Source organism: Micromonospora sp. NPDC003197 (genome assembly GCF_053590565.1).
The window spans coordinates 50,771-70,788 of record NZ_JBSFTE010000037.1 but is presented as its reverse complement, the minus strand read 5'-3'; the positions used below and the strand labels follow the sequence as shown (position 1 = coordinate 70,788).

General features: G+C 69.7%; 17 protein-coding genes and 1 tRNA gene. 4 read left to right on the top strand and 14 right to left on the bottom strand.

The features are described 5' to 3' along the window. Nucleotides 1-95 precede the first annotated feature (95 nt). Nucleotides 96-686, bottom strand: coding sequence for a TetR/AcrR family transcriptional regulator (locus tag ACWDV4_RS28485; RefSeq protein WP_449984934.1), 591 nt, complete (start codon nucleotides 684-686; stop codon nucleotides 96-98). A 250-nt stretch (nucleotides 687-936) separates the two neighbouring features. On the opposite strand from ACWDV4_RS28485, the gene ACWDV4_RS28480 reads away from it, so the two are divergent. Further along, on the top strand, nucleotides 937-1,371 hold the full coding sequence (locus ACWDV4_RS28480) for a DUF6463 family protein (protein WP_449984931.1): 435 nt from the start codon (nucleotides 937-939) through the stop codon (nucleotides 1,369-1,371). Between the two features lie 26 nt (nucleotides 1,372-1,397). Here ACWDV4_RS28480 and ACWDV4_RS28475 read toward each other — a convergent pair whose 3' ends face one another. The 6 genes from ACWDV4_RS28475 to ACWDV4_RS28450 form a co-directional block, all read right to left on the bottom strand. Next, the gene (locus ACWDV4_RS28475; RefSeq protein ID WP_449984928.1) at nucleotides 1,398-2,603 is read right to left on the bottom strand and encodes a vWA domain-containing protein; all 1,206 of its coding nucleotides are present in this window, start codon (nucleotides 2,601-2,603) and stop codon (nucleotides 1,398-1,400) included. Further along, nucleotides 2,600-3,799, bottom strand: coding sequence for an AAA family ATPase (locus tag ACWDV4_RS28470; protein ID WP_449984925.1), 1,200 nt, complete (start codon nucleotides 3,797-3,799; stop codon nucleotides 2,600-2,602). Before ACWDV4_RS28470 ends, ACWDV4_RS28475 begins: the two co-directional genes overlap by 4 nt. Continuing rightward, nucleotides 3,784-5,490, bottom strand: a complete 1,707-nt coding sequence (locus tag ACWDV4_RS28465; RefSeq protein ID WP_449984922.1) for an ankyrin repeat domain-containing protein — start codon at nucleotides 5,488-5,490, stop codon at nucleotides 3,784-3,786. Before ACWDV4_RS28465 ends, ACWDV4_RS28470 begins: the two co-directional genes overlap by 16 nt. Further along, nucleotides 5,487-6,644, bottom strand: coding sequence for a gala protein (locus tag ACWDV4_RS28460; protein WP_449984919.1), 1,158 nt, complete (start codon nucleotides 6,642-6,644; stop codon nucleotides 5,487-5,489). The genes ACWDV4_RS28465 and ACWDV4_RS28460 overlap by 4 nt, the downstream gene beginning before the upstream one ends. Next, complete coding sequence (locus ACWDV4_RS28455; RefSeq protein ID WP_449984916.1) at nucleotides 6,638-8,032, bottom strand: SDR family NAD(P)-dependent oxidoreductase; 1,395 nt, start codon at nucleotides 8,030-8,032, stop codon at nucleotides 6,638-6,640. The genes ACWDV4_RS28460 and ACWDV4_RS28455 overlap by 7 nt, the downstream gene beginning before the upstream one ends. 27 nt (nucleotides 8,033-8,059) lie before the next feature. Continuing rightward, nucleotides 8,060-8,135 (bottom strand) — tRNA-Cys (locus ACWDV4_RS28450). 363 nt (nucleotides 8,136-8,498) lie between these two features. On the opposite strand from ACWDV4_RS28450, the gene ACWDV4_RS28445 reads away from it, so the two are divergent. The 3 genes from ACWDV4_RS28445 to ACWDV4_RS28435 all read left to right on the top strand — a co-directional run bounded on the left by ACWDV4_RS28445 (nucleotide 8,499) and on the right by ACWDV4_RS28435 (nucleotide 13,162). Next, nucleotides 8,499-9,302, top strand: coding sequence for a hypothetical protein (locus ACWDV4_RS28445; RefSeq protein WP_449984914.1), 804 nt, complete (start codon nucleotides 8,499-8,501; stop codon nucleotides 9,300-9,302). Nucleotides 9,303-9,421: 119 nt separating this feature from the next. Beyond that, nucleotides 9,422-9,706 (top strand): adhesin, encoded by a 285-nt coding sequence (locus ACWDV4_RS28440; RefSeq protein ID WP_184538663.1) that lies wholly within the window; start codon nucleotides 9,422-9,424, stop codon nucleotides 9,704-9,706. A 528-nt stretch (nucleotides 9,707-10,234) separates the two neighbouring features. Next, complete coding sequence (locus ACWDV4_RS28435) at nucleotides 10,235-13,162, top strand: BTAD domain-containing putative transcriptional regulator (RefSeq protein WP_449984911.1); 2,928 nt, start codon at nucleotides 10,235-10,237, stop codon at nucleotides 13,160-13,162. Here ACWDV4_RS28435 and ACWDV4_RS28430 read toward each other — a convergent pair. Genes ACWDV4_RS28430 through ACWDV4_RS28400 form a run of 7 tightly spaced genes read right to left on the bottom strand, consistent with a single transcriptional unit; the run spans nucleotide 13,077 to nucleotide 19,991 of the window. Continuing rightward, complete coding sequence (locus tag ACWDV4_RS28430; RefSeq protein ID WP_449984908.1) at nucleotides 13,077-14,135, bottom strand: NADase-type glycan-binding domain-containing protein; 1,059 nt, start codon at nucleotides 14,133-14,135, stop codon at nucleotides 13,077-13,079. The genes ACWDV4_RS28435 and ACWDV4_RS28430 overlap by 86 nt on opposite strands. Continuing rightward, a complete protein-coding gene (locus ACWDV4_RS28425) occupies nucleotides 14,132-14,671 on the bottom strand; it encodes a phage tail protein (protein WP_449984906.1) in 540 nt (179 codons plus the stop codon). The genes ACWDV4_RS28430 and ACWDV4_RS28425 overlap by 4 nt, the downstream gene beginning before the upstream one ends. A 46-nt stretch (nucleotides 14,672-14,717) precedes the next feature. Beyond that, nucleotides 14,718-16,679, bottom strand: a complete 1,962-nt coding sequence (locus ACWDV4_RS28420; RefSeq protein ID WP_449984903.1) for a putative baseplate assembly protein — start codon at nucleotides 16,677-16,679, stop codon at nucleotides 14,718-14,720. Beyond that, a complete protein-coding gene (locus ACWDV4_RS28415) occupies nucleotides 16,679-17,089 on the bottom strand; it encodes a GPW/gp25 family protein (protein WP_449984901.1) in 411 nt (136 codons plus the stop codon). The genes ACWDV4_RS28420 and ACWDV4_RS28415 overlap by 1 nt, the downstream gene beginning before the upstream one ends. Nucleotides 17,090-17,091: 2 nt before the next feature. After that, on the bottom strand, nucleotides 17,092-17,373 hold the full coding sequence (locus ACWDV4_RS28410; protein ID WP_449984899.1) for a PAAR domain-containing protein: 282 nt from the start codon (nucleotides 17,371-17,373) through the stop codon (nucleotides 17,092-17,094). Between the two features lie 13 nt (nucleotides 17,374-17,386). Then, complete coding sequence (locus tag ACWDV4_RS28405) at nucleotides 17,387-19,222, bottom strand: VgrG-related protein (RefSeq protein WP_449984896.1); 1,836 nt, start codon at nucleotides 19,220-19,222, stop codon at nucleotides 17,387-17,389. Beyond that, the gene (locus tag ACWDV4_RS28400; protein WP_449984894.1) at nucleotides 19,212-19,991 is read right to left on the bottom strand and encodes a CIS tube protein; all 780 of its coding nucleotides are present in this window, start codon (nucleotides 19,989-19,991) and stop codon (nucleotides 19,212-19,214) included. The genes ACWDV4_RS28405 and ACWDV4_RS28400 overlap by 11 nt, the downstream gene beginning before the upstream one ends. Nucleotides 19,992-20,018 lie beyond the last annotated feature (27 nt).

Genomic DNA, 20,018 nt, shown 5'->3' with positions numbered 1-20,018 from the left:
ACACACCCACCCCCGGGGGGGGTGCCCCCCCCCCCCCCGCCGGCCCCCCACCCCCCCGGACGTCGGTCGGCCGCGTGGCCGACCGGGCCGAGCAGTTACGTGGTGGTCGGCGACACGATCCCTGCCACCAGGGCGCGCAGCGCGGCCAACGACCGAGTGACATCGACCCGGTCGGGGGCCATCAGCCACTGCTGATGGATGCCGATCCCGGCCCCGACGATGGTGACCGCCAGTGCCTCGGTGGACACGCCAGTTCGCGGCGCGAACCGGTCCAACCAGCGTTTGCAGTGGTCGCGGAGGGTGTCGTGGATTGCGACGTAGCGGTCGTGGATGGGCGAGTCCGGCTCCAGCGCCTCCACCAGCAGCGTGACGAACAGTTTTGTCGTGGGCTGTGCAAACAGGGCGTCGAGCCCCTTCGTCATGCCGTCCAGCCCGATCTCCGGGGGTTGGTCCGATGTGTCGTCGAGGCTCGCCTGGACCAGGCTCACCGACTGTTCGAGGACCGCCAGCAGTAGGCCCTCCTTGCTGCCGAAGTGCCATGGAATGGACCCTCGGCTGATCCCGGAACGCTCGGCCACATCAGCGAACGTCGTCTGCCGGTAGCCCTTGGCCGCGAAGAGTTCCGCTGCGGCGGTGAGGATCAGCTCGCGGCTCTCTCCGCTGGTCTGCTCCCGTCTCGTTGTCACGTCACCTCCCTGTCTGTGCTGGTCATAATAGCCTATGCTAGCCAGCATAGAAGATCGACTCGTTGGTCGGTCGCGGCGGCGCAATCTCCGAGGGAGACCTGTTCGTGAGACCTCAGCGCACCATCCCCACCCGCGCTTCGTGGCGTATCCGTGACGCCAGATGCGAGGACGTTCGCACGGTGCGCCGGTGCCACCGGCCGGGACTGCGAGCGAGGCGGGTCGCAGCGCAGCGCAGTGGAAGGAGTGGACGATGAACACCCGTAAGCGGCTGCTGCGCTGGGCCAGCGGCATCATGCTCGTACTGGGGATAGGGCACCTGCTGCTGCTGACACTTTCCGCATGGAAAGACGTCACCGGCTGGGTGGATCGCGGAGTGTGGGCGGCCGTCCCGCTCGCTCTCGTGGACAAAGGTACCGATCGGACCCTGGCGTCCCTCCAGAACGAGGTGGTCTTCTGGGCGGGGCCGAGCAGCTTCGCGGTTCCGCTGATTCTCCTGGGGTGGCTGACCTGGCACCTTGCCGGACGCGGAGTGGCCGTGCCGGCCGGGATCGGCTGGAGCCTCGCGGCGTGGTGTCTCGTTGGCGGCGTGCTGCTCGTACCGTCCCCGTACTTTGTCGGCGTCGTCGCTGGCGTACTCATCGTTCTGGCCCGGCGGGAAGATCCGTCACCAACGGCAGTCAGGTAGGCCGGTCGTCGGAGTCGCCGGGTCGGTCAGGTGAGCGGGATACGGACCACGGCGATCCAGTCGGGTGGTTGCGGGGCATCCGCCCCGACCAGCCCCGCGATCACCCGGGTGCGCTGCAATGGGCTCGCCGGCCATGGGGTGAGCCCATCGGTGAGCACCACCACGAAGTGCGGCGGTTCGGCCACGCTTAGCGCACTGTCGATGCCGACCCGCAGGTCCGTTCCACCCCCGCCGGCCAGCACGACGTCCTGGACCGAGGTGACCCGGCGGGTGGCGTGTACGTCGGCGTCACAGGCGATCACCGTCACCCGGTTGCCCCGGATCCCGACCGCCCGCAACACCCCGGTGACCTCGCCCAACACCGCAGCGAGGGCGCCGTCCCCCATGGAACCCGAAGTGTCCACCACGACGGCGACGCGGGGGAGCGGCTGACGCAGGCTCGGCAACACCACCCCCCGCATGGACGCGGCACGGCGCGACGGCCGATGGTACGAGTAGTCCACCGAACCGCTGGCCCAGGCCGCCGCCTCGCGTACCAGCCCGGTCAGCACCTGGCGCCAGTCGACCGTGGGTTCGAGGATCCGTTCGGCCCATCGTTGCCAGCCAGCCGGCACCGTACCCCGGCTTCGCCGGTGTGACCGGATGGCCTGTGCCGTCTGTCGGCGGATCGCGTCGGCCTCCACCGGCTGTACGGCTGCATCGGCGGTGCCGCCAAGATCCCACGGCTGCCCCTGACCATGCGCACCCGAGCCGCAGTTCACCGAGTGTCCACTCGGCGGCAGCATCGGCAGATACTGCTCGAAGAGCAGACCAGGTGGGAGACCCATCGCCACCGGGTCCACCCGACCTTCAGGCAGGGACATCCGTTCGGCGAGCAGATCGTCGTTGATCTCGCAGTCCTGTGCCACGTTCACCCGGTGCGGGTCGTACCGCTGGCTCGCGCCGAGCAGGTCGGCCCGCCCGTGGTGGTCCCGTAGCAGGTGTGCCACCTCGTGGACCCAGACGGCAGCCAGCTGCTCGACCGGCAAGCGGGTGACGAAGTCGGGGGAGACGTAGCAGCGCCAGTGCCGGTCCACCGCCATCGTGGGCACCTCGTAACTGGCCACCACGGTCATGCTGAACAGCGCGGTCGCCAGATAGGGCCGGTCGTCGGCGGCCCGGAACCGGGCCGCCAACAGCTTCATCCGATCCAATGCGGCGCCGGGCGACACCCGATCCGCCGGCTCGGTCATGCCGGGCTGGGCAGACGACCGGAGAGCCGCAGCACGTCGACAAAGGCGTCGATGGTGGCCGGCACCGGCCAGTCGACGTGCCGCATGGCAGCCAGATCCATCGCCGCCCGGGCCGCAACGTCGGGCACCCCCGCGGCCACCGCCTTGGCCAGTACGGTCCAACCGGCCTCCCAGCGCTGCCGGGTCGTCCGAGACTGCACGGCGGAGACCGTGGCAGTCAGGAAGGCCAGCTGTCGATCGCCCCGGGTGGGAAGTCGGAACGCGTCCGGATCGGCGAGTACCCGTTCCGGGTCGGGCAGATCCAGCTCGTCCAGGTAGTTCAGGAACTCCAGCCCCGCCCCGTCACCGACCGCGCCGACCACCGCCGCGCGGAACGCCTCCGGTCCGGTACGGGCGGCATGATGGAAGGCGAGCAGCCGGAGCACCATCTCCCAGCTCCGGGGCGACGCCCAGGCCCCGCCCCGGGATTCGGCGTCGGCGGGCAGGTGATGCGTCAGGCCCGGCCGGGCGGTGAGGAATCCGGCGACGGTGCCACGGGCCCGGGCGACGGCGCTGTCCAACCGGGTGCGGTCGACGGCCGGCACCTCGACCGCTGGCCAGGTGCCGGCCAGTCCCCGGGCCACCACCTGTGGCTTGTGGATCCAGTGCAGGTGGACGAAGCGGTTGGCCAGCGGCGGGCTCAGATGCCATCCGTCGGCGGCGCTGGTCGGCGGGTTCGCGGCGGCCACGATGCGTACCCGGGGCGGCAGCTCCAGGCTGCCCACCCGGCGTTCCAGCACCACCCGCAGCAGGGCTGCCTGGACCGCTGGCGGGGCGGAGGAGAGTTCGTCGAAGAAGACCAGCCCTTCGCCCCGGCGGGCGATCCGTACCGCCCAGTCCGGCGGGGCCATCGGCACCCCTTCGGTCGCCGGGTCCTCGCCGACGATGGGCAGGCCGGAGAAGTCCGATGGTTCGTGCACGCTGGCGATGACCGTCTCCAGCGGGGTGCCGAGGCCGTCGGCGAGCTGTTGCAGGGTCGCCGACTTGCCGATTCCGGGCTCGCCCCAGAGCAGCACCGGCAGGTTCGCCGAGACCGCCAACGCCAGCGCCGCCACCTGCGGATCGTCGGCGGGTTCGGTACGCCAGGACCGGGTGGCCGCGATCAGTTCGTCGGCGACGACCAGCCGGTCGATGTCGCTGCTCACCGCTTCGTCCATTCCTTGAGCAGGTCGTAGATGTGATTGATGGCGTTGTCTTCCCGTTCCTCGTCGTCGAGGTATTCGGCGCCGCTCTTGTAGCCGGCGAGCTCGAACGGACTCGTTCCGTCGTTGTCCTTGGCGTTCGGATCGGCACCAGCCGCAAGCAGGGCCTGGACCAGCTCCGGGCTCCCGCCGTCGCCGACGGCGACGTTGAGCGGGGTCCTTCCCTGTGAATCCGGGGTGTCGATGGCCAGGCCGGCGGCGAGCAGCCGGGGCAGCACCTCGGTATGGTCCATGGTGCGTAGGTGGTGCAGGAAGGATCGGCCTCGCCCATCGCGCAGGTGCGGGTCCAGGCCAGCATCCAACAGCGCCAGCAGGGTGCGGGAACCCCCGTGCAGCACTCGTTGCAGGATGTCCTGCCGCTGCTGCCGGAGCTGTCGGGGCAGCCGACCACGGCCGCTGGTCCATCGCTGCTGGACCGCGAAGCAGCCGGTCACCTGCCCGCCGAGGCTGAGCAGCACCTGCTCGCGCTGTGCCTCCTCCGGAGAGTGCGACAACGCCTCCAGCTGCCCGGCCCGATGCGCCACCGTATGCCACTGGGTGCGGCAGCGAACCCGGACCGGAGCCTCCACCAGCGGGACAGCACCCTCTGTCGCTCGGACTGGTGCCTCCGTCAATGGGATCGGGGCTGCTGGTTGCGCCGGGGCCGGCGCGGGGAACAGAGCCTGTCGGACCAGGGGGTGCAGCTCGTCGGGGGTGATCATCCGGTGCCACAACAGGTCCAGGTCGGGCGGCCGCTGGCTCACCACCGGCCCGACCGCACGGTCGCTGCTGCCCTTGCGATTGGTCACCCGGGCGCGGGGCCGATTCCGGTCGGTCGCGTCCAGTTCGATCTGCAGCGCCCAGTCCACCCTGACCACCGAGGTCGCACTGCCGTACCGCCGAGCCAGCCGCTCGGCCTCGTTCGGTAGGACAGCCAGGTTGAAGGGGTAGCCGGCGAGGCGACTCTCCATCGGCCAGGAGTGCTCCCAGCCGCTGGGATCAAAGTCGATGCCGGCGAGCCGCCAAGCCTCGAAGACCTCGCCCTCATGCAGCCGGCGGAAAACCGCCTCCGCCTGACTGGCGGGGTCAGCCGGATCGACGGTGTCAGCGAAACTGGTCACCGGCAGCGGCTTGCCGTCGACGTCGAAGCGGGGTAGCCGCTCGGCGGAGCCGCCGTAGGCGTACCGCAGCGACGCGACGTGACCGACACTCCACAGGTACGGGGGCAGGTCGTACATCGAGTGACGGTTCGCCTCGGCCGCGTTGACCAACTCGAGCCGTAGTCGCTGCGAGCCGTCCACCGTCTTCGGCAGTTGGAGCGACAGCAGCGGAGTCTCCGCTGACAGCGGCTCCGGCAGCACGGAGAACACCCAGCGTTGCCGGGTGGCCAGGATGGTCCGGCCCCCCAGGGCTCGGGGCAGGTGCCAGCGCAGCAGGTCAGGCGCGAGTAGGGACAGTTCCTGCTCGATCCGCTCAGCGGCCTTGGTGCCGAATCGGTTGGCCACCTCGGCGAGGTCCACGTCGACATCGATCCGAGCGGCCGCGCACGCACCCCGCCAGTCGTTCGCCTCACGTCGCTGGGTGCACTCCTCGATCATCCACTCCGGCACCGCGTACCGGCGGATTCGTTGCCACGTGGGCAGCTCGGGCACGTCGATGGTGGTCACCGGTACACGCTCGCGATGGCTCGAAGGTCCGGGTGCGCCGGGGTGAGCGCCCGGTCGGCGGGTTGCAGCGCAGCGGTGGCCCGTCGGCGCATCCGGCGGGGCACTCCGCCGTTGAGGCCGAGGTATTCCAGCGTGGGGTGCCCCTCCAGGGCATCCAGCAGCAACTTCGCCCCACGACCGGTGATCTCGGTGCGCCGCAGGTCAAGGCGGCGCAGGCTGCTGCCGGGCAGCGCCGCCGCCAGTGCCGCAGCCCCCTCGTCACCGACCACGTTGCCGTACGCGCCCAACGCGCGCTCCGATGGCGGCCGAGCCAGGTCGAGGGACACCCAATCCGACAGTCGGCTGGCGAGGGCCGCGACGCCGACCGGGGTGATGCTGTTGCCGCCCAGACCGAGAGTCATCGGCAGGCCAGTGGCGGACTCGGCCAGCGTCGTGACGCCGGTGTCACCGAGATGGTTGGCGGCCAGGTACAGCTCGTGGACGCCGGCGTCGTGGATCAGCGCCGTCAACGCCGGTACGGACTCGGGCCCCAGCCCGTTGCCGCCGAGGAAGAGTCGTTCCAGCCGGGCGTCGCGGGCGGCCAGCGTCTCGGCGAGCCGGCTCAGGCCGCGTACGGTGACACCCACGTTGACCAGGTCGAGGGTACGCAGACCGCGGTTGTCGGCCAGTGCGTCGCACAGTCGCAGGACCCCCTCGTCCCCGATCGGGTTGCGCTTGAGCCACAGCGCCCGGACAACCTGGTCGGCGGCGAGCCGATCGGCCAGCGCCGCCACCCCGGTCGGGTTGATGCGGTTGCAGCCCAGGTAGAGGGTCTCGATCCGGTGGCCGGGTGCGAGTGCGTCAGCGACCGCCTGTGCCCCGTCGTCGCCCAGGCCGTTGGTGCCCAGCAGCAGGTGACGGGTGTGCGCCGACCGGGCGGCGGCGCGGGCCAGTTGATGGGTCAGCAGCGGACCGACACCCTGCTTACACAGGTCGAGCCGGCCGTCCGGTTGTAGCGTGCCCCGGGGAAACTCCTCGGCCTGTGCGACCTCAGCGGGGTCGTCGAGCCGCACCAGCAGCGGCGTGAAGTCGGCGGGATCCGCCAGACCGGTCTCCGGGTGGCTGATCGCCGGGCAGCGTACGGGGGGTGCGGTCGGTTCGACACCGTCTACCACTGCACACTCCGGTAGTCCTTGAGGAATTGGCCGTGCACCGGGTGGCCTGCCATACCGCGCATGATCGGGTCGTAGACCCGGGCCGCACCGTCGATCACGTCCAGGGGTGGTCGGAACCCCGCCTCCCGCTGGGCGGTCTTGCCCGGATGGGGCCGCTCGTCGGTGACCCAACCGGTGTCGACGCTGTTCATGTAGATGCCCGAGCGCTGGTAGTCGTCGGCGACCGTCCGGGTGAACATGTTCAGCGCGGCCTTCGCCATGTTGGTGTGCGGGTGCCGGGCTGTCTTGTTGCGCCGCGAATAGCTGCCCTCCATCGCCGACACCTGGACCACGTACCGGTCGGCGTGCGGCGACGCCGTCAGCAGCGGCCGTAGCCGGGAGGTGAGCAGGAAGGGCACGAACGCGTTCACCACCTGAACCTGTAGCCACTCCTGCGGGGTTACCTCGCTGTCGCGTAGCGTCCAACTGTTGATCGGTCGCAGATCGAGCGGTTGCCCGGTCTCGTCGACCTGTCCAGTGGGGAAGAGCGTGGCCAGCGTGGCGGGCAGGTGTGCCGGGTCCGGTCCGGCCGGTGCGACGGATGTGGTCAGTTCGAGCCGGGCCGCGCGGCCGGAGAGCTCATCGCGTTCGGCGTCCCGGACCGCGCGATGGTATTCGGCTGGTCGGTACAGCGTCTGCGCGGCGTTGTTGATCAGAATGTCCAGGCTGTCCCAGCGCTGCCCGGTGGCCGAGACCAGGTCGAGCACGGCACCGAGGTCGAGGAAGTCGACACCGTGCAGGTGGAGCCGGTCGGACCAGTCGTCGAAGTCGGGCACCTCGGCGTAGCGCCGGGCCGCGTCCCGGGGGAACCTGGTGGTGACCAGGACGTCGGCACCGTCGCGGAGCAGCTTCAACGCGGTGTGGAAGCCGATTTTCACCCGGCCGCCGGTGACCAGCGCACGGCGGCCGCGCAGGTCACATCGGGCGCTCCGGCGGGCCATGTTCTCCTGGGCGCAGTCCGGGCAGAGCTGGTGGTAGTCCGGGTCCACCTCGCGGTAGCTGTCCTTGCAGACGTAGCACCGACGAGCCCGCCGCAACATCGACTGTCCGCCGACCGGTGCTGTGCCGCCGTACTCGATGGCCGGCACCGTGCCGCTGTCCTCGATGGTGAGTGGCGCAGCGGGGTTGGGGATCTCGTCCCAGAACCGCCGGGAGGTCGCCAGCAGGGCCTGGTCGTGCCGCCGGTCTGCGGCGGCACGGTGTCGCTTGCGGCGCTTCTTCGCGTCCCGGTACGCCTCGGCCGCGGCGCGTTCCACCCGCGCGGTCAGCTCCGGATCGAGCGTCCCGGCACCCGCCGCCGCTAGCACCCGGAGGCAGACCTCCACCTCGCCGTGGCCGATCGACGGCACGTCTCTCCTCCCCCCGAGAGAAACAGGTGGCGAGACCGGTCGGATTCGAACCGACGTCCTCCAGATTGCAGTCAAGGCGCGACGACCTCTGCGCTACAGCCTCGCCGCCGGCAGCGTACTCGACCCCACCGACAAGATTCGTCAGAGGCATGACGGATGCAGGCGTTACCAGTCCGGGCGGTGAGCCAGGCACCCCCGTGCCGGCTGGCGGCGTCCGACCGGCCACCCCGTGTCCGGGGGTCATCGACGCAGCCGATCCGCCGTCGGCGAATCCGATGCTGGTTTCTAGCATGGGCGCAGGCTTCCGACCCGACCAGCGGCGGAGAGCGGCGAGTAACCGAGGTACTGGATCGCGGAGCAGATGGTAGACACCGGCAACGATGTAGGTCCCTGGCTGCCCACCAGGACTGGCGGGGATGAATCCCGCACCAGTCGGGGGATGAGTTACGAGCGAGCGGGTTGCCGCGTGCAATCGGCCCGGACGCTGCACGAAATCGTCCAACGACGGCCGCCCGGTGTTACCGGCCACCAGTGGAACTGTGCCACCCGTACCCGGTTCGACTTCGTCGTTTCCGCCGCCGACGGTGGTACGCCGATCTTTGCTGTCGAGTTCGACGACCCGGCCCAGCACACGGTCGACGCCCAGCGCAGTCAGCGGATGAAGCACGCCGTCTGGGCGGCGGTCGACCTTCCGGTCCTGGTCGTCGAATCCCGAACCCTACGTCCCGCCAGGCACGGCCGGCGGATCGTCGACTATGTCATCGACGCCCGCGCCTACGCGGCCGCCGCCCCCGAACACGACGACGAGGCGGGAGAGGCGTTCTCCGGCGCGCCATCGACCTACCGGGACATCATCGGTCGGCTGCCGGACGGTCGCAGTGGTTTCGTCAACGATCTGGGCGCGATCGCCCGCGCCACGGCCATCGAGGCGTACGCGAACCGGCAACTCGCCGACCCCATCATCCGGGGATTGCACGTCTCGTGGCGGGGCGGCCGTGCTGAGGGCTGGGGCTGGCTCGAGGTACGCGACGGGGAGTACCTCTTCGAACGGACCAGGATCGGCCACCACAGGTTCTCCTGTGGCGTGGACCCCGGCCGGCTCGCCGAGGACCTTGCCACCCTGGCCATCGGGGAACAGCTCAAGGTTTTGGCCGCGGCCGAACCGCCGCTACGCGACCGACAACAGTTGGAGCGCGAACTCGCCGAGCTGCGGCGACGCCGCGACGAGATGGTAGGCGACTACCTTTTCGACCACATCTCCTTCGAATAGTGCGGTCGGGGGCGAACGTCGTGCGGCGGGCCGGCGGCATGCTTGGCACCGGTCCGGGTACGCCCCGACGGCCACGACCACCCGGCTCCGCGTAGCGGGCCGTACCAGAAGGAGACGCGATGGTCATTTTGACGGAAAACGCCGTGATGGTGATTCGGGACCTGACCGCTCAGGAGAACGCACTTCCCGACGGCGGCCTGCGGATCTCCAGTGATCCCGCCGCCGGATCGTTGGAGATCGCCGTCGCGGAGGCGCCAGCCCAGGGGGACGAGGTGGTCGACAGTTCGGGGGCCCGCCTCTTCCTGGACCCGGCCGCGGCCCGCCTCCTCGACGACAAGGCACTCGACGCCGCGGTTGACGAGGACGGTGACGTGCAGTTCGAGTTCGCCGAACAGCCTGGGTGAGGCGACGGCCAGTCTCCTGGGCAGCCAACCGCCTGAACGCCCGGCCGAACGCGCTAATGCGGGTGGCCGGGGCGGTAGCAGGGAAAACCTTCGCTTACGACGCGGCGGGCGCAAATTGCAGCTCGTCGTAGCTGTTCACCTTTCGGCGGCAATTGTGTACCCGTACGTACTAACTGCGGATCTCGGGTTAGGTGCCCGAGGCGACTGTAGGAAAACCGACAGCCGTCCAAAGTCTGTCGCTTTGTTCCGGCAACAGGTGCATCCTTGCAGGTGAAGCGGTGCGTGGATGGGTCAACCGGCGCGGGGAGACGGGAACGGAATGAGCGCGGCGAGGAGCGTCGAGTGAAGTGTCCAAGATCGACTCTTCTCTAACCCTATAATCCCCTGAACTGTCGAACATAATGCCGTTCGATAGAGCCTTCTGACTATCATCTGCGTAGTCGAACCTCGACGCGGTGCCATCGTTCGATGACCAACTGGGTGACGAGGGGGTGGATGGTGCGTCCCGGTTTTCCGTACCGTCAGACCTTGAGCCTCGTACGACCGCGACTCATGGCGGCCATCGGCCGGCAGTCCACCTCGCCGACCCTTGTTGTCGCACCAGCAGGATGGGGCAAGACTACCCTGCTGGCCCAGTACGCTGCCGCCTTCGACGGTCCAGTCGGCTGGTTGCGGATCGAGGCCGCGGACGTGCAGCCCGAGCGGCTGACCGAGCGGCTCCAGTCGTTCGTCCCGGATGGACTGACCACTCCGACGGATTCGTCGCACCCCGGCGGGCCCGCGCCCTCGCTGCTCGTGATCGACGACCTCCACCTGATCGAAGAGTCCACCGCCGAGCGGATGCTTCTGCACCACCTGCTCGACCGGGCCAGCCCGGTGCGAAAGGTGGTCATCGGTAGTCGACGCATGCCCCATCTGAACCTGTCGCGGCATGAGCTGTCGGAGATCGACATCGTCGACGCCGAGCAGTTGCGGTTTCGGGCCTGGGAGGTCGAACGTCTGCTTCGTGAGATCTATCGGGAGCCGCTGCCCGCCGACGACGTTGCCGCGTTGTCTCGACGGGTGGGTGGCTGGGCGGCCGGGCTCAAGCTCTACTACCTGTCCACTCACGGCCACCCGCTCAGCGAACGGCGGCGAGCGGTTGCCGCGTTGGGGGGCCGTTCCGCCCTGTCCCGGGCTTACCTGACCCGTACCGTACTAGCCGAGCTGCCGGAGGCACTGCGCCGGTTCCTCGCCCGGACCTGTGTGTTCGACGTGCTCACCGGTTCCCGATGTGACCAGCTGCTGGGCAGCACCGACAGCCAGCTGCTGCTCGAACAGCTGGAACAGCGGCAGGCATTCACCGTCACCCACGACGGGGGACGTACCTTCCGTTACCACCAGGTATTGCGGGCCCACCTGGTGGCTGGCTTGGTCGAGGAGTTGGGGGAGTCCGGTGCCCGGGCGTGGCATGCCCGAGCTGCGGAGATCCTCACCGAGGAGGGGGAGGTGCTGGATGCGGCCCGCTGCGCCGCCCGGGCCGCGGACTGGACAGCGGTGCACCAACTACTCGACTCGGCCGGTGCCCGCGTGGCCGACCACGGGCTGGACCCGTGGAGCGATCTGCTGCCCAGCTGGTTCATCGCGGAGGATCCGTGGCTTGTCCTCGCCGAGGGTCGACACCGAATCAACCACGGTCAGCTAGAGGCGGGTATCGCCGCGCTCCGTCGCGCCGAAGGGATGTTCGGTGCCGAGCCGGAACGGGCCCGCTGCCGGACACTGCGGACGATGGCCACCGCCTGGCTGCCGGACGCCACACCGTGGCGGGGCCACTGGAGTGGCTGGCTCCGGGCGGCGACGCGGCGACACCCAGCCGTCGTCGCCGGCGAAGCGGAGTTGCTGCCCACGCCGGTGGCCGGGCTGGTCGGCAGCTTCGCCCACTTCCTGGCCGGCAATGTCGGGGAAGGGCGACGGCTGTTGCGTCAGGTGCCGCAGGACGATCCTGGATTCGTAGGCGTGGCCGGGCGACTGCTACAGGCCGCCTGCGCTGTCGGCGCGGGTGAACCGTACGGTGCCGTCGGTCTTGCCGACATCACCGTCGACGCCGAGCCGGCGCATCAGCCGTGGATCGGCCGACTGGCCCGGGCGATGGTGGCGCTGGATGGCACCGAGTCAAGCCTCAAGGAGGCCATCGCGGTCACCGAGGAGTGCGACCGGCTCGGCGACAGGTGGGGGGCCCTGTTCACCACCGCTCTCGCCCGACTGATGCGTTCGCTCGTGGGTGCTACCGACCTCGACGAGGCGAGCCAGTTGCTGGCCCGAGCGCGGGCATTGGACAGCGGTGTGATTGCCGCGTGGGCCCAGTCGCTTGTGGCCTTGGCCGCCGTACAGTCCCGGCTGCCAGACGCTGAGGTCGAGGTACGCCGAGCGGAAAGCACCGCCCGGGCCGCCGGGGTGCCCGGTGCCCGGGTGCTGGCACTTGCCGCCGCAGCATACGGATCGGCCGATCAGCTGACTGCGGTGTACGCTGCCGCCGCTCAGGCCGGCCTGCCGGAAACGGTGGTGGCCGCCTGGACCGCGGGCTGCGCCCCCGCCGAGGAACAAGCATCGACCAGCCCTGCCGACCAGACGCTGCTCAGCATCTGCTGTTTCGGTGGGTTCCGGATCAGCTTCGACGGCCGGGACCTGGACTGGTCGTCGATCCGGCCCCGGGCCCGGGCCGTGGCCCGGATCCTCGCGATGAACGCCGGCCGTGCCATACACCGGGACAAGCTTGTCGAAGCCCTCTGGCCCGGGGTGCCGCCCGGGGCCGCGACCCGCAGTCTGCACGTCGCCCTCTCCAGCCTGCGCCGGTTCTTCGAACTCAACCTGCCGGCCGAAACAGCCGAGCGCCTGCTTTGCCGGGACGGCGATGCCTACCTGTTGGCGGTACCTCCGGGCGGATACAGCGACGTCGCTGTCTTCCGGGCCGCGTTGAAGACGGCCCGTCGGACCCAGCACAGTCAGGGCACCGCCCACCTGGACGCGCTGCGGGCGGTGGTCGACACCTATGGCGGGGACCTCCTGCCGGAGGACGGGCCGGCCGAGTGGGTGGTCGGCGAGCGGGAGACCCTGCGCCAGCAGGCTGCCGACGCCGCTGCGGCACTGGCCCAGTCCGAACTCGACGGCGTGCCGGAGATGCTCCACCCGACGAGTGCCGCCGTGGAGTCGGCGCGTCGCTGCGTGGAGATCGACCCCTGTCATGACGCCGGCTGGCGGCTGCTGATCGAGGCACACCGCCGGGCCGGCAACGCCGCCGCTGCCGAGCGAGCCCGGCGCGAGTACGCCCAGGTGCTGGTGTCGTTGGGGTTGGACCCGGTGACCGGCCGGGAGCCGGAGCGGGACCCCGAGGTCAGGTACGGCCAAAGAATTCCACCTCAGCGATCGCCACACTCGGCTCCGACTGCGGCCCGTACGTCGATCGGACGACGATCCTGAGCCGGACGACCCCGCTGGCCTCGAACTTGAACGTCTGCGCACCCGGCTGGTCGCGTAGTTTCAGCGTTTCCCCGATCACCTTGCCATCGCTGGTGGTGGCCGACACCTCCAACTGGTCTGGCCGCCCGACGGTGAGGAACTTCGCCTGATCGACGTTGATGCCAGGGGTCACCAGGATGTCCAACACCCGCACCGGGCGAGCGAAGGTGACCTCCACCCACGAGTCGACCGCCGGACCGGTGGGTGCCCAGTACCGGTTGTGGGCGCCGTCGGCGATTCGGCTGGCCGGTGTCGCGTTTCCAGCCGAGGAGGCGGTCACCGTGGCGGGAGTGAGCGGCACATGGGGCTGGGTCAGGTCACGGACCTCGCTGATCGCCCGAGACACCAGCGGCGGACCGACGATGGCCAGGATCACCAGTACGCAGATCACCGCGACGATCTTCAGTAGCCGCTTGGCGTTGGCCGTCGCCCGCCGGTCCCGGCGACTGCGGGCTTCCCGGCTGCGCTGACGTAGGCGGTTGAGTAACCGGCGCCACCAGGGCAGCCGAGCGGCCACCTCCGTCTCGACCAGAGGGGCACCGCAGGCGCGGCAGAATCGGCGGAGTTCCTCGTTACCGGCCTGGCATCGAGGACAGACCCGGTCTCCGGCTGCCACCGCCGACCGGGGCTCCTCGACGGGGCGTACCGGTCGGCGGGTTTGTACCTGGCCGGGCTGGACCGCCACCGGATCCGTGGTCCGCTCCACCACCGTCGGACGTTCCACCGGGTCGCTCGGCTTGGTCTCGGGGCTGTCGTCAGGGGACGAGGAGGGGGCAGGGGCGGTGGTGGTCTCGGCCTGCTGTTTGGTCTGGGGAGCCGGTACCGGCGCGGTACGTTCGGCCACCGCGCCATCCCACTCCAGAAACGCCCCGCACTCGCCGCAGAACCGCTCGTCGTCCCGGTTGCTGGTGCCGCATTCCGCGCAGACGATCATGCCGCTTCCACCTCGACGATTGCCGATACGTGCGCCGGCACGCTGGCGGCCAGCAGATGTTGCAGGCGGGGCTGATCCACCGATGCGGGATCGGGCACCCGGATGCGCACCCGTACTTCGGCCGGGGCGGCCGGTGGGGCAGGGGTGTTCGGGGTGCTGGACCAGGACACCGCACCACTGTCAATGACCTCTACCGTGCCACCGGTGAGGATCTCCATCTCGCGGGCGATCCCTCGGGCTGTGCCGCGCCAACGGTGCAACTCGACCGCGTGCCGGACCAGCTCGCGGCGCAGCTCCACCGGCCAGGTGCCGTCAGTCGGGGCAGCGACCCAACTCGCCAGCAAGTCCAGGAAGTCCGGCGGCGCCAGTTCCAGGTCCAGGTAGGCGTCGAGACAGTCGAGCGTGAGCAGCACCGGCGCGAGCACCTCGTCCAGCCCGGCGGTGAACCGCTGGGTGAAGTCATCGTCGAGATAGAGCGCTGGCAGCGCCATCCCGATCGGAAAAGGGCTGGTCAGCCCCGGTACCGCAGCGCGCATTGGCAGCTCCTGGACTCGGTCGGAGGGGTGGTTGGGACGGTGGCGGTCAACTGGTGGTCCGGTTGGTGATCCGCACCTGGTGGGCGTACGAGAAGACCAGCGCGTGGGGGCCCAGATCGATCCGTTGCACCGGATCGCCCCGTTCGCCGGTGTACGGGTCGGCCGCGAAGAGTCGGATGTCCTCGACGAGATCCAGCCCCTCGACCCGCTGGAGCACGGCGTACACCTCCCCGGACTGGATCGGCCGGCCGAAGGGCCAGCCGGCTCCGTCCGGGCCGCCGCTGACCGGGTTCAGATAGTCGTACAACGCGCGTAGCGCCCGCTCGCGCAAAGTAGTCGCCGTCGTACGAGGCTGGGCGCGTAACTGCGCCACCACGGTGACGCCCTGGTAGAACGGCGGTTCCACAAGTACGGTGGCGCCCACGCAGCGCCGCGCGTCCAGATAGGTCTGGATTCGTTGAAGCATCTCGTCCGGCGGTTTGAGCGCGGCGAACCGGGTCGAGTCGTCGTCGGCCTCGGTGTGCGCGCTCAGCGGCGGTACGACCAACAGCCGGATCGCGGGCGAATCACCGCCCGCCGGCACACAGCGCACCCGCAGCACCTCCGGCGCCGCCTCCCGAGCGAGCTGCTCGTAGTCGTCGGTGGTGACGGCCCGTTCCCGGGTTCGCAACATCAGCGGTCCGCGCGTCGCCGTCTCGGCCAGCGACTCGCCGTCGACGCCCCCGACGGCAGCGGCGCGATTGGTCACGGTGGAGACGAACGGCACCGGATCCCGCAGCACGGTCAGACTGTTGGCGGCCACGTTGCCCCGCCGACCACCGCCGGTCCGGTAGCTGCCGATCCGGATCGGCGCGGCCTTCGGCGGCACCGCACCGTACTGGCGGATGGTCCCGTCGGCCTGCCGCACGGCCGGTCCGAAGGCCACCTCGCCACTGGCCCGGTCCACGACCACGTGCCGATCCTGCGGCCCGGAGTTGGCGAACGACGGCACCTCCTGCCAGGTCGTCCAGGCGTCCCCGCCGGCCACCTCCACCTCGATCGGCTGGTCGCCGGTGACGATGGGTACGTGTTGCGTGGTGAACCGCTGGCCAGGGACCCCCTCGGACAGGCCCAGCGTCTCCTCCCGTACCAGCACCGCGTGCTCGGCACGGACCGAGCCGCCGATGGTGGCGGCGCTGGCACTGCGTAACCGTGGGGAGGCATGGTAGAAGGCCTGTCCCTCGGCCGGCTCGGTCAACCGGCAACGCAGCCAGCCGGCCCGGCGGCGGCCGATCACCGACGCCATGTGCCCGGCCGGTACGTGCAGTACCACCTCCCCGGCTCGATTCAACGCACCGGTGGTGTCCCGGTCGACGACACAGGGCTGCCAACCGTCGGCGGTCCACGCCTCCCAGACCAACGGCGGGTCGGTCGGGTCCACGCCCCGCCCGGCGACCGTCCAGTCCATCCGCAGCAGCACCGCGCAGCCCGGTATCGGCTCGGTGAGCCCGAACAGGGTGGCGTCACCGGGCGCGGGCGAATCGGAGAAACACGCCACCCAGTTTTCGCCGGTCAGCTCGGTGGTGCGGTCGGTGATGTCGGCGTCGCCCCGGGCAGTCAGCACCCGGTCCAGGCCGCACGGAGTGATCACCAACTCCTCGACTGTCTCGAAGGTGACCGGCTCCTCGGTTTCCAGCCGTACCGTTGCGATGTGCGTTCCGGTGGGTACCGTCACGCTGGCGTCCCGGGCGGCCGACAACCAGAAGGTGACCTCGCAGCTGGCCATGGTGGGGGCGAACGGAGTGACCCCGAGCAGGTCCAGGAACTTGAGGTAGTGCCGGTTCGGCACCCGGTTGAGGCGGTACAACAGCTGGTCGACCATGAACGCGAAGGTCTCGATCAGGGTGACTCCGGGGTCGGAGACGTTGTGGTCAGTCCACTCCGGGCAGCGCTGCTGGACGAGGCGTTTGGCGTCGTCCACCAGATCCTGGAAGCGCCGGTCGTCGAGATTCGGGGCGGGTAGCGGCATCAGTCGGCTCCGGGCGGGTGCGGGGGGATCACGTAGAACGGGAAGACCAGGTTCCGAGGGTCGTTGTCACTGCGAATCCGGTACCGGATGTCGATGTAGAGAGTGCCCTCCCCGGCGTCGGTGAAGTCGATGATGACGTCGTCGAGCACGATGCGCGGCTCCCACCGTTCCAGGGCCACTCTCACCTGATAGGCGATCTGGCCTGCGGTGCTGGCGTCGGCCGGGGCGAAGACAAGTTCGTGGATGCCGCAGCCGAACTCGGGTCGAGCGGGCCGTTCTCCGGGAGAGGTGCCGAGGATCAGCCGAATGCTCTCCACCACTTCGCGCTCACCACGTACCAGGGCGATCGCCCCGGTGGCGTCGGTACGCAGCGGGAACGCCCAGCCGGCCCCGACGAAGTCCGAGCGCATGGTCAGCCGCCGATGAGAACGGTCGGGCAGCCCACCACGATCGGTGCGCCGCACCCGGTCAGGTCGCCCATCCGGGCCGCTGGCTGTCCGCCGATCAGGACCGTGGGGCAGCCGGGCGGAACGATCGGGCTCGGCGGGTGTGGGGGAGTGCCGGGAAAGGTGCAGGCGTGGGTGGTACCGACGGTAGCCGCTGGCTGTCCGCCGATCAGCACCGTCGGTACGCCGGGCCCACCGATCGCACCGGGATGGCCGGTCGGATCGCCGACGCGCGCGGCAGGTGGCATGGCGTACCCCCGTTCAGTTGATTTTGACGATGCCGCCGCGGACGGTGACCGATCCGCTGGCGGTGAGTTCGGTGCTGCCCTGACCGGTGACTTTCACCGTCGCGCCCTCCACGGAGGCGCCGGCGGTGCCCTTCACGCTCACCTGGCCGGTGCCCTCGATGCCGACGTCGCTCTTGGACTTCACCGTCACCTTCTGGCCGGACAGCTCCAGCGGGCCGGTGCCAGAATCGACGGTCATTCCGTTCTTCGCGGTGACCTTGATCTTGCCCTCGCTGATGATTTCGACGAGTTGGCCCTTCTTGTCGAGGCGGAGGCTGAACTTGTTGTCGCCGGTGGTGAGTAGCACGCCGTCCGCGCCGCTTGAGGTCTCGGTCAACTCCAATCGGTGCCCGGTACGGGACACCAGCGCCCGGACCACGACCTCGCCGCTGCTGCCATCCACCGGTTCGGCGGCGAGTGCGGGCAGGGCGTCCTTGCCGTTGTGTAGCCCGCCGAGGACGTACGCCGCGTCCAGATTGCCGTCGGTGAACCCGACCAGCACCTCGTCACCGACCTCCGGCACGGTCACCAGGCCCCGCTTCGCCCCCGCCCCGGGCTGGACCAACCGGGCCCAGCCAGTGGTGTACTGCCCATCCAGCCAAGGCATGGTCAGGCGTACCCGGCCCAGTTTCTGCGGATCCTTGACGTCGCTGACGATCGCCGGCAGTACGCCGTTGGCCAACTTCCCGGCTGCCGGCCCGCCGCCGGTGAGCCCGTACAACGAGCGGTCCGAGCGGCCGGAGACGGTGAACGCGGTGGTGTAACCGGCCTGCTGGCTGAAGAGGTGCCGGGTGCTGGACAGGATGTACTTGCCCTGGAACGGCTCGCCAACGTTGGCCAGCGCCACCGCCGTACCGGCCCGTAGCTTGGGGTTGCCCTTGGCCACCCCCTCTATCTCGGCGAACCCGGTGCCGATTCGTCCAGCCGTGGCGTCAGCGACCGCCCGGACCGCGGCGTCGTTGGCCAGGGTCGAGTCAGTGACCAGGTACGGCGGGCTGTTGAACGTCTTTCCCAGTTGTACCGGGTCCACCCCGGACGCCTCGGTCCCGGCCGCCTTCGGTTTGGCCGCTGCCGACACAGCCTGCTTCGCGGCCGGATCCCACCCGTGTACGGTCACCTCGGGTACCTGCGCGGTGGCGGTGATGCCGGCGCGCAAGCTGACCAGATTGCGGTTGACCTCCAGCACCAGCGGGTCCTGGGTGGCCTTGGTGCTCGGATCGGGTGCCCCCGTGGGCGGCTCGGGCAGCCGGAAGTGCAGTGCCCCGTCGAGCATCATCACCTGGGCACCCACCAACTCGGCCAGCCGGGTCAGGAACGTCCAGTCGCTGACGTTGTCCTGGCTGAGTTGGCTGTCCGGGCTGCCGCCGAAGCCCTTGACCGGGTCGATCTGGCCGGCCTTGAGCCCGGCCCGCTGGACCACCTTGCGCACCACGTCCGGCACGGTCATGTTCGGGTACGCCGCCACCCGGCGTCCCCGGAACAGTCGATGGGCCAGGTCCAGCCCGCGAACTTCGGTGAAGGTGCCAGTCTTGTCGAGTTCACAGTCCAAGCCGGTGACCTCGCCGGTGAGTAGCGGTTCCGGGCCGCCCGGGTCCGAGGTCTGTACCCGCAGCTTCACCTCGGCACCGATCTTGAAGCCCGCCTTGCTCAACACCGTCCGGCCCGGGTCCCGGTAGCGCAGCAGGAACCGGTCGGGCAGGTTACGGCTGTCGTCGACGTACGCGTAGACCAGTAGGGACGCCACGTCGGCCGGTAACTGGTTGCCCCCCACCTCGATCAGCAGGGAGTTGGCGAACTGTTCATTGGCCACGCCGACCTCCGCCGGACTCGATCTCCTCCAGCGCGGGCACCAGCAGTGTCGTACCCGGACGTAGCCGCATCGGATCGTCGATGTCGTTGGCGTCGGCGATCTCGCGCCACAATCCAGAGCGGCCGTACGCCCGGTAGGCGACCGAGTGTAGGGTGTCCCCGGCGACGACGGTGTGTACGTCCCGGACGGCCAGCGACCCGGAGGTGGGGTTCTGGCCGCCCTGCTCGCCGGAGATTTCCTCCAGGGTCACTGTGCAGAGCGCCCGGATCGGGGTGCCGCCCGGGGTGAAGAGGGTGTACTTCGCGCTGACGCTGGCCACAAACGCCGGGAAACCGACCATGCCACCCCAGTGGAAGACCACCCACGGTGGGGAGCCTTTCTTCTGGTCCCGGCTCGCATCGGTGGGCACGCAGCAGGAGAAGAGCGCCTCGACCCGTTTCACGACGCTGGAGTCCATCGTGTCGGTGGCGTCGAAGAACATCTCCACGGTCAGTTTGCACGGGTCGGCACCGGTGAACTCCGGTACGCCGCTCTTCTTGGCGTTGCGCTGGGCGTCCCGCTTCCACTTGGCGGTCTTGGTCAGCGACAGCTCTTTGGGGTTGAACTGGAACGGAATCCGGCCCAGCGGTGGGCCCGGATTGGCCGTACCGCCGTTCTTCGGCGGCTCGTGCAGTTGCAGGTACGCGTGGGTGAGCTGTGGGGGTGCCCCGCCGCTACCGCCCACGCCCGAACCGCCTGCGGCGCTGAAGGTGACCGGTGACGCGCTCATGCGGACCACTTCCTACGGTCGTCAGTC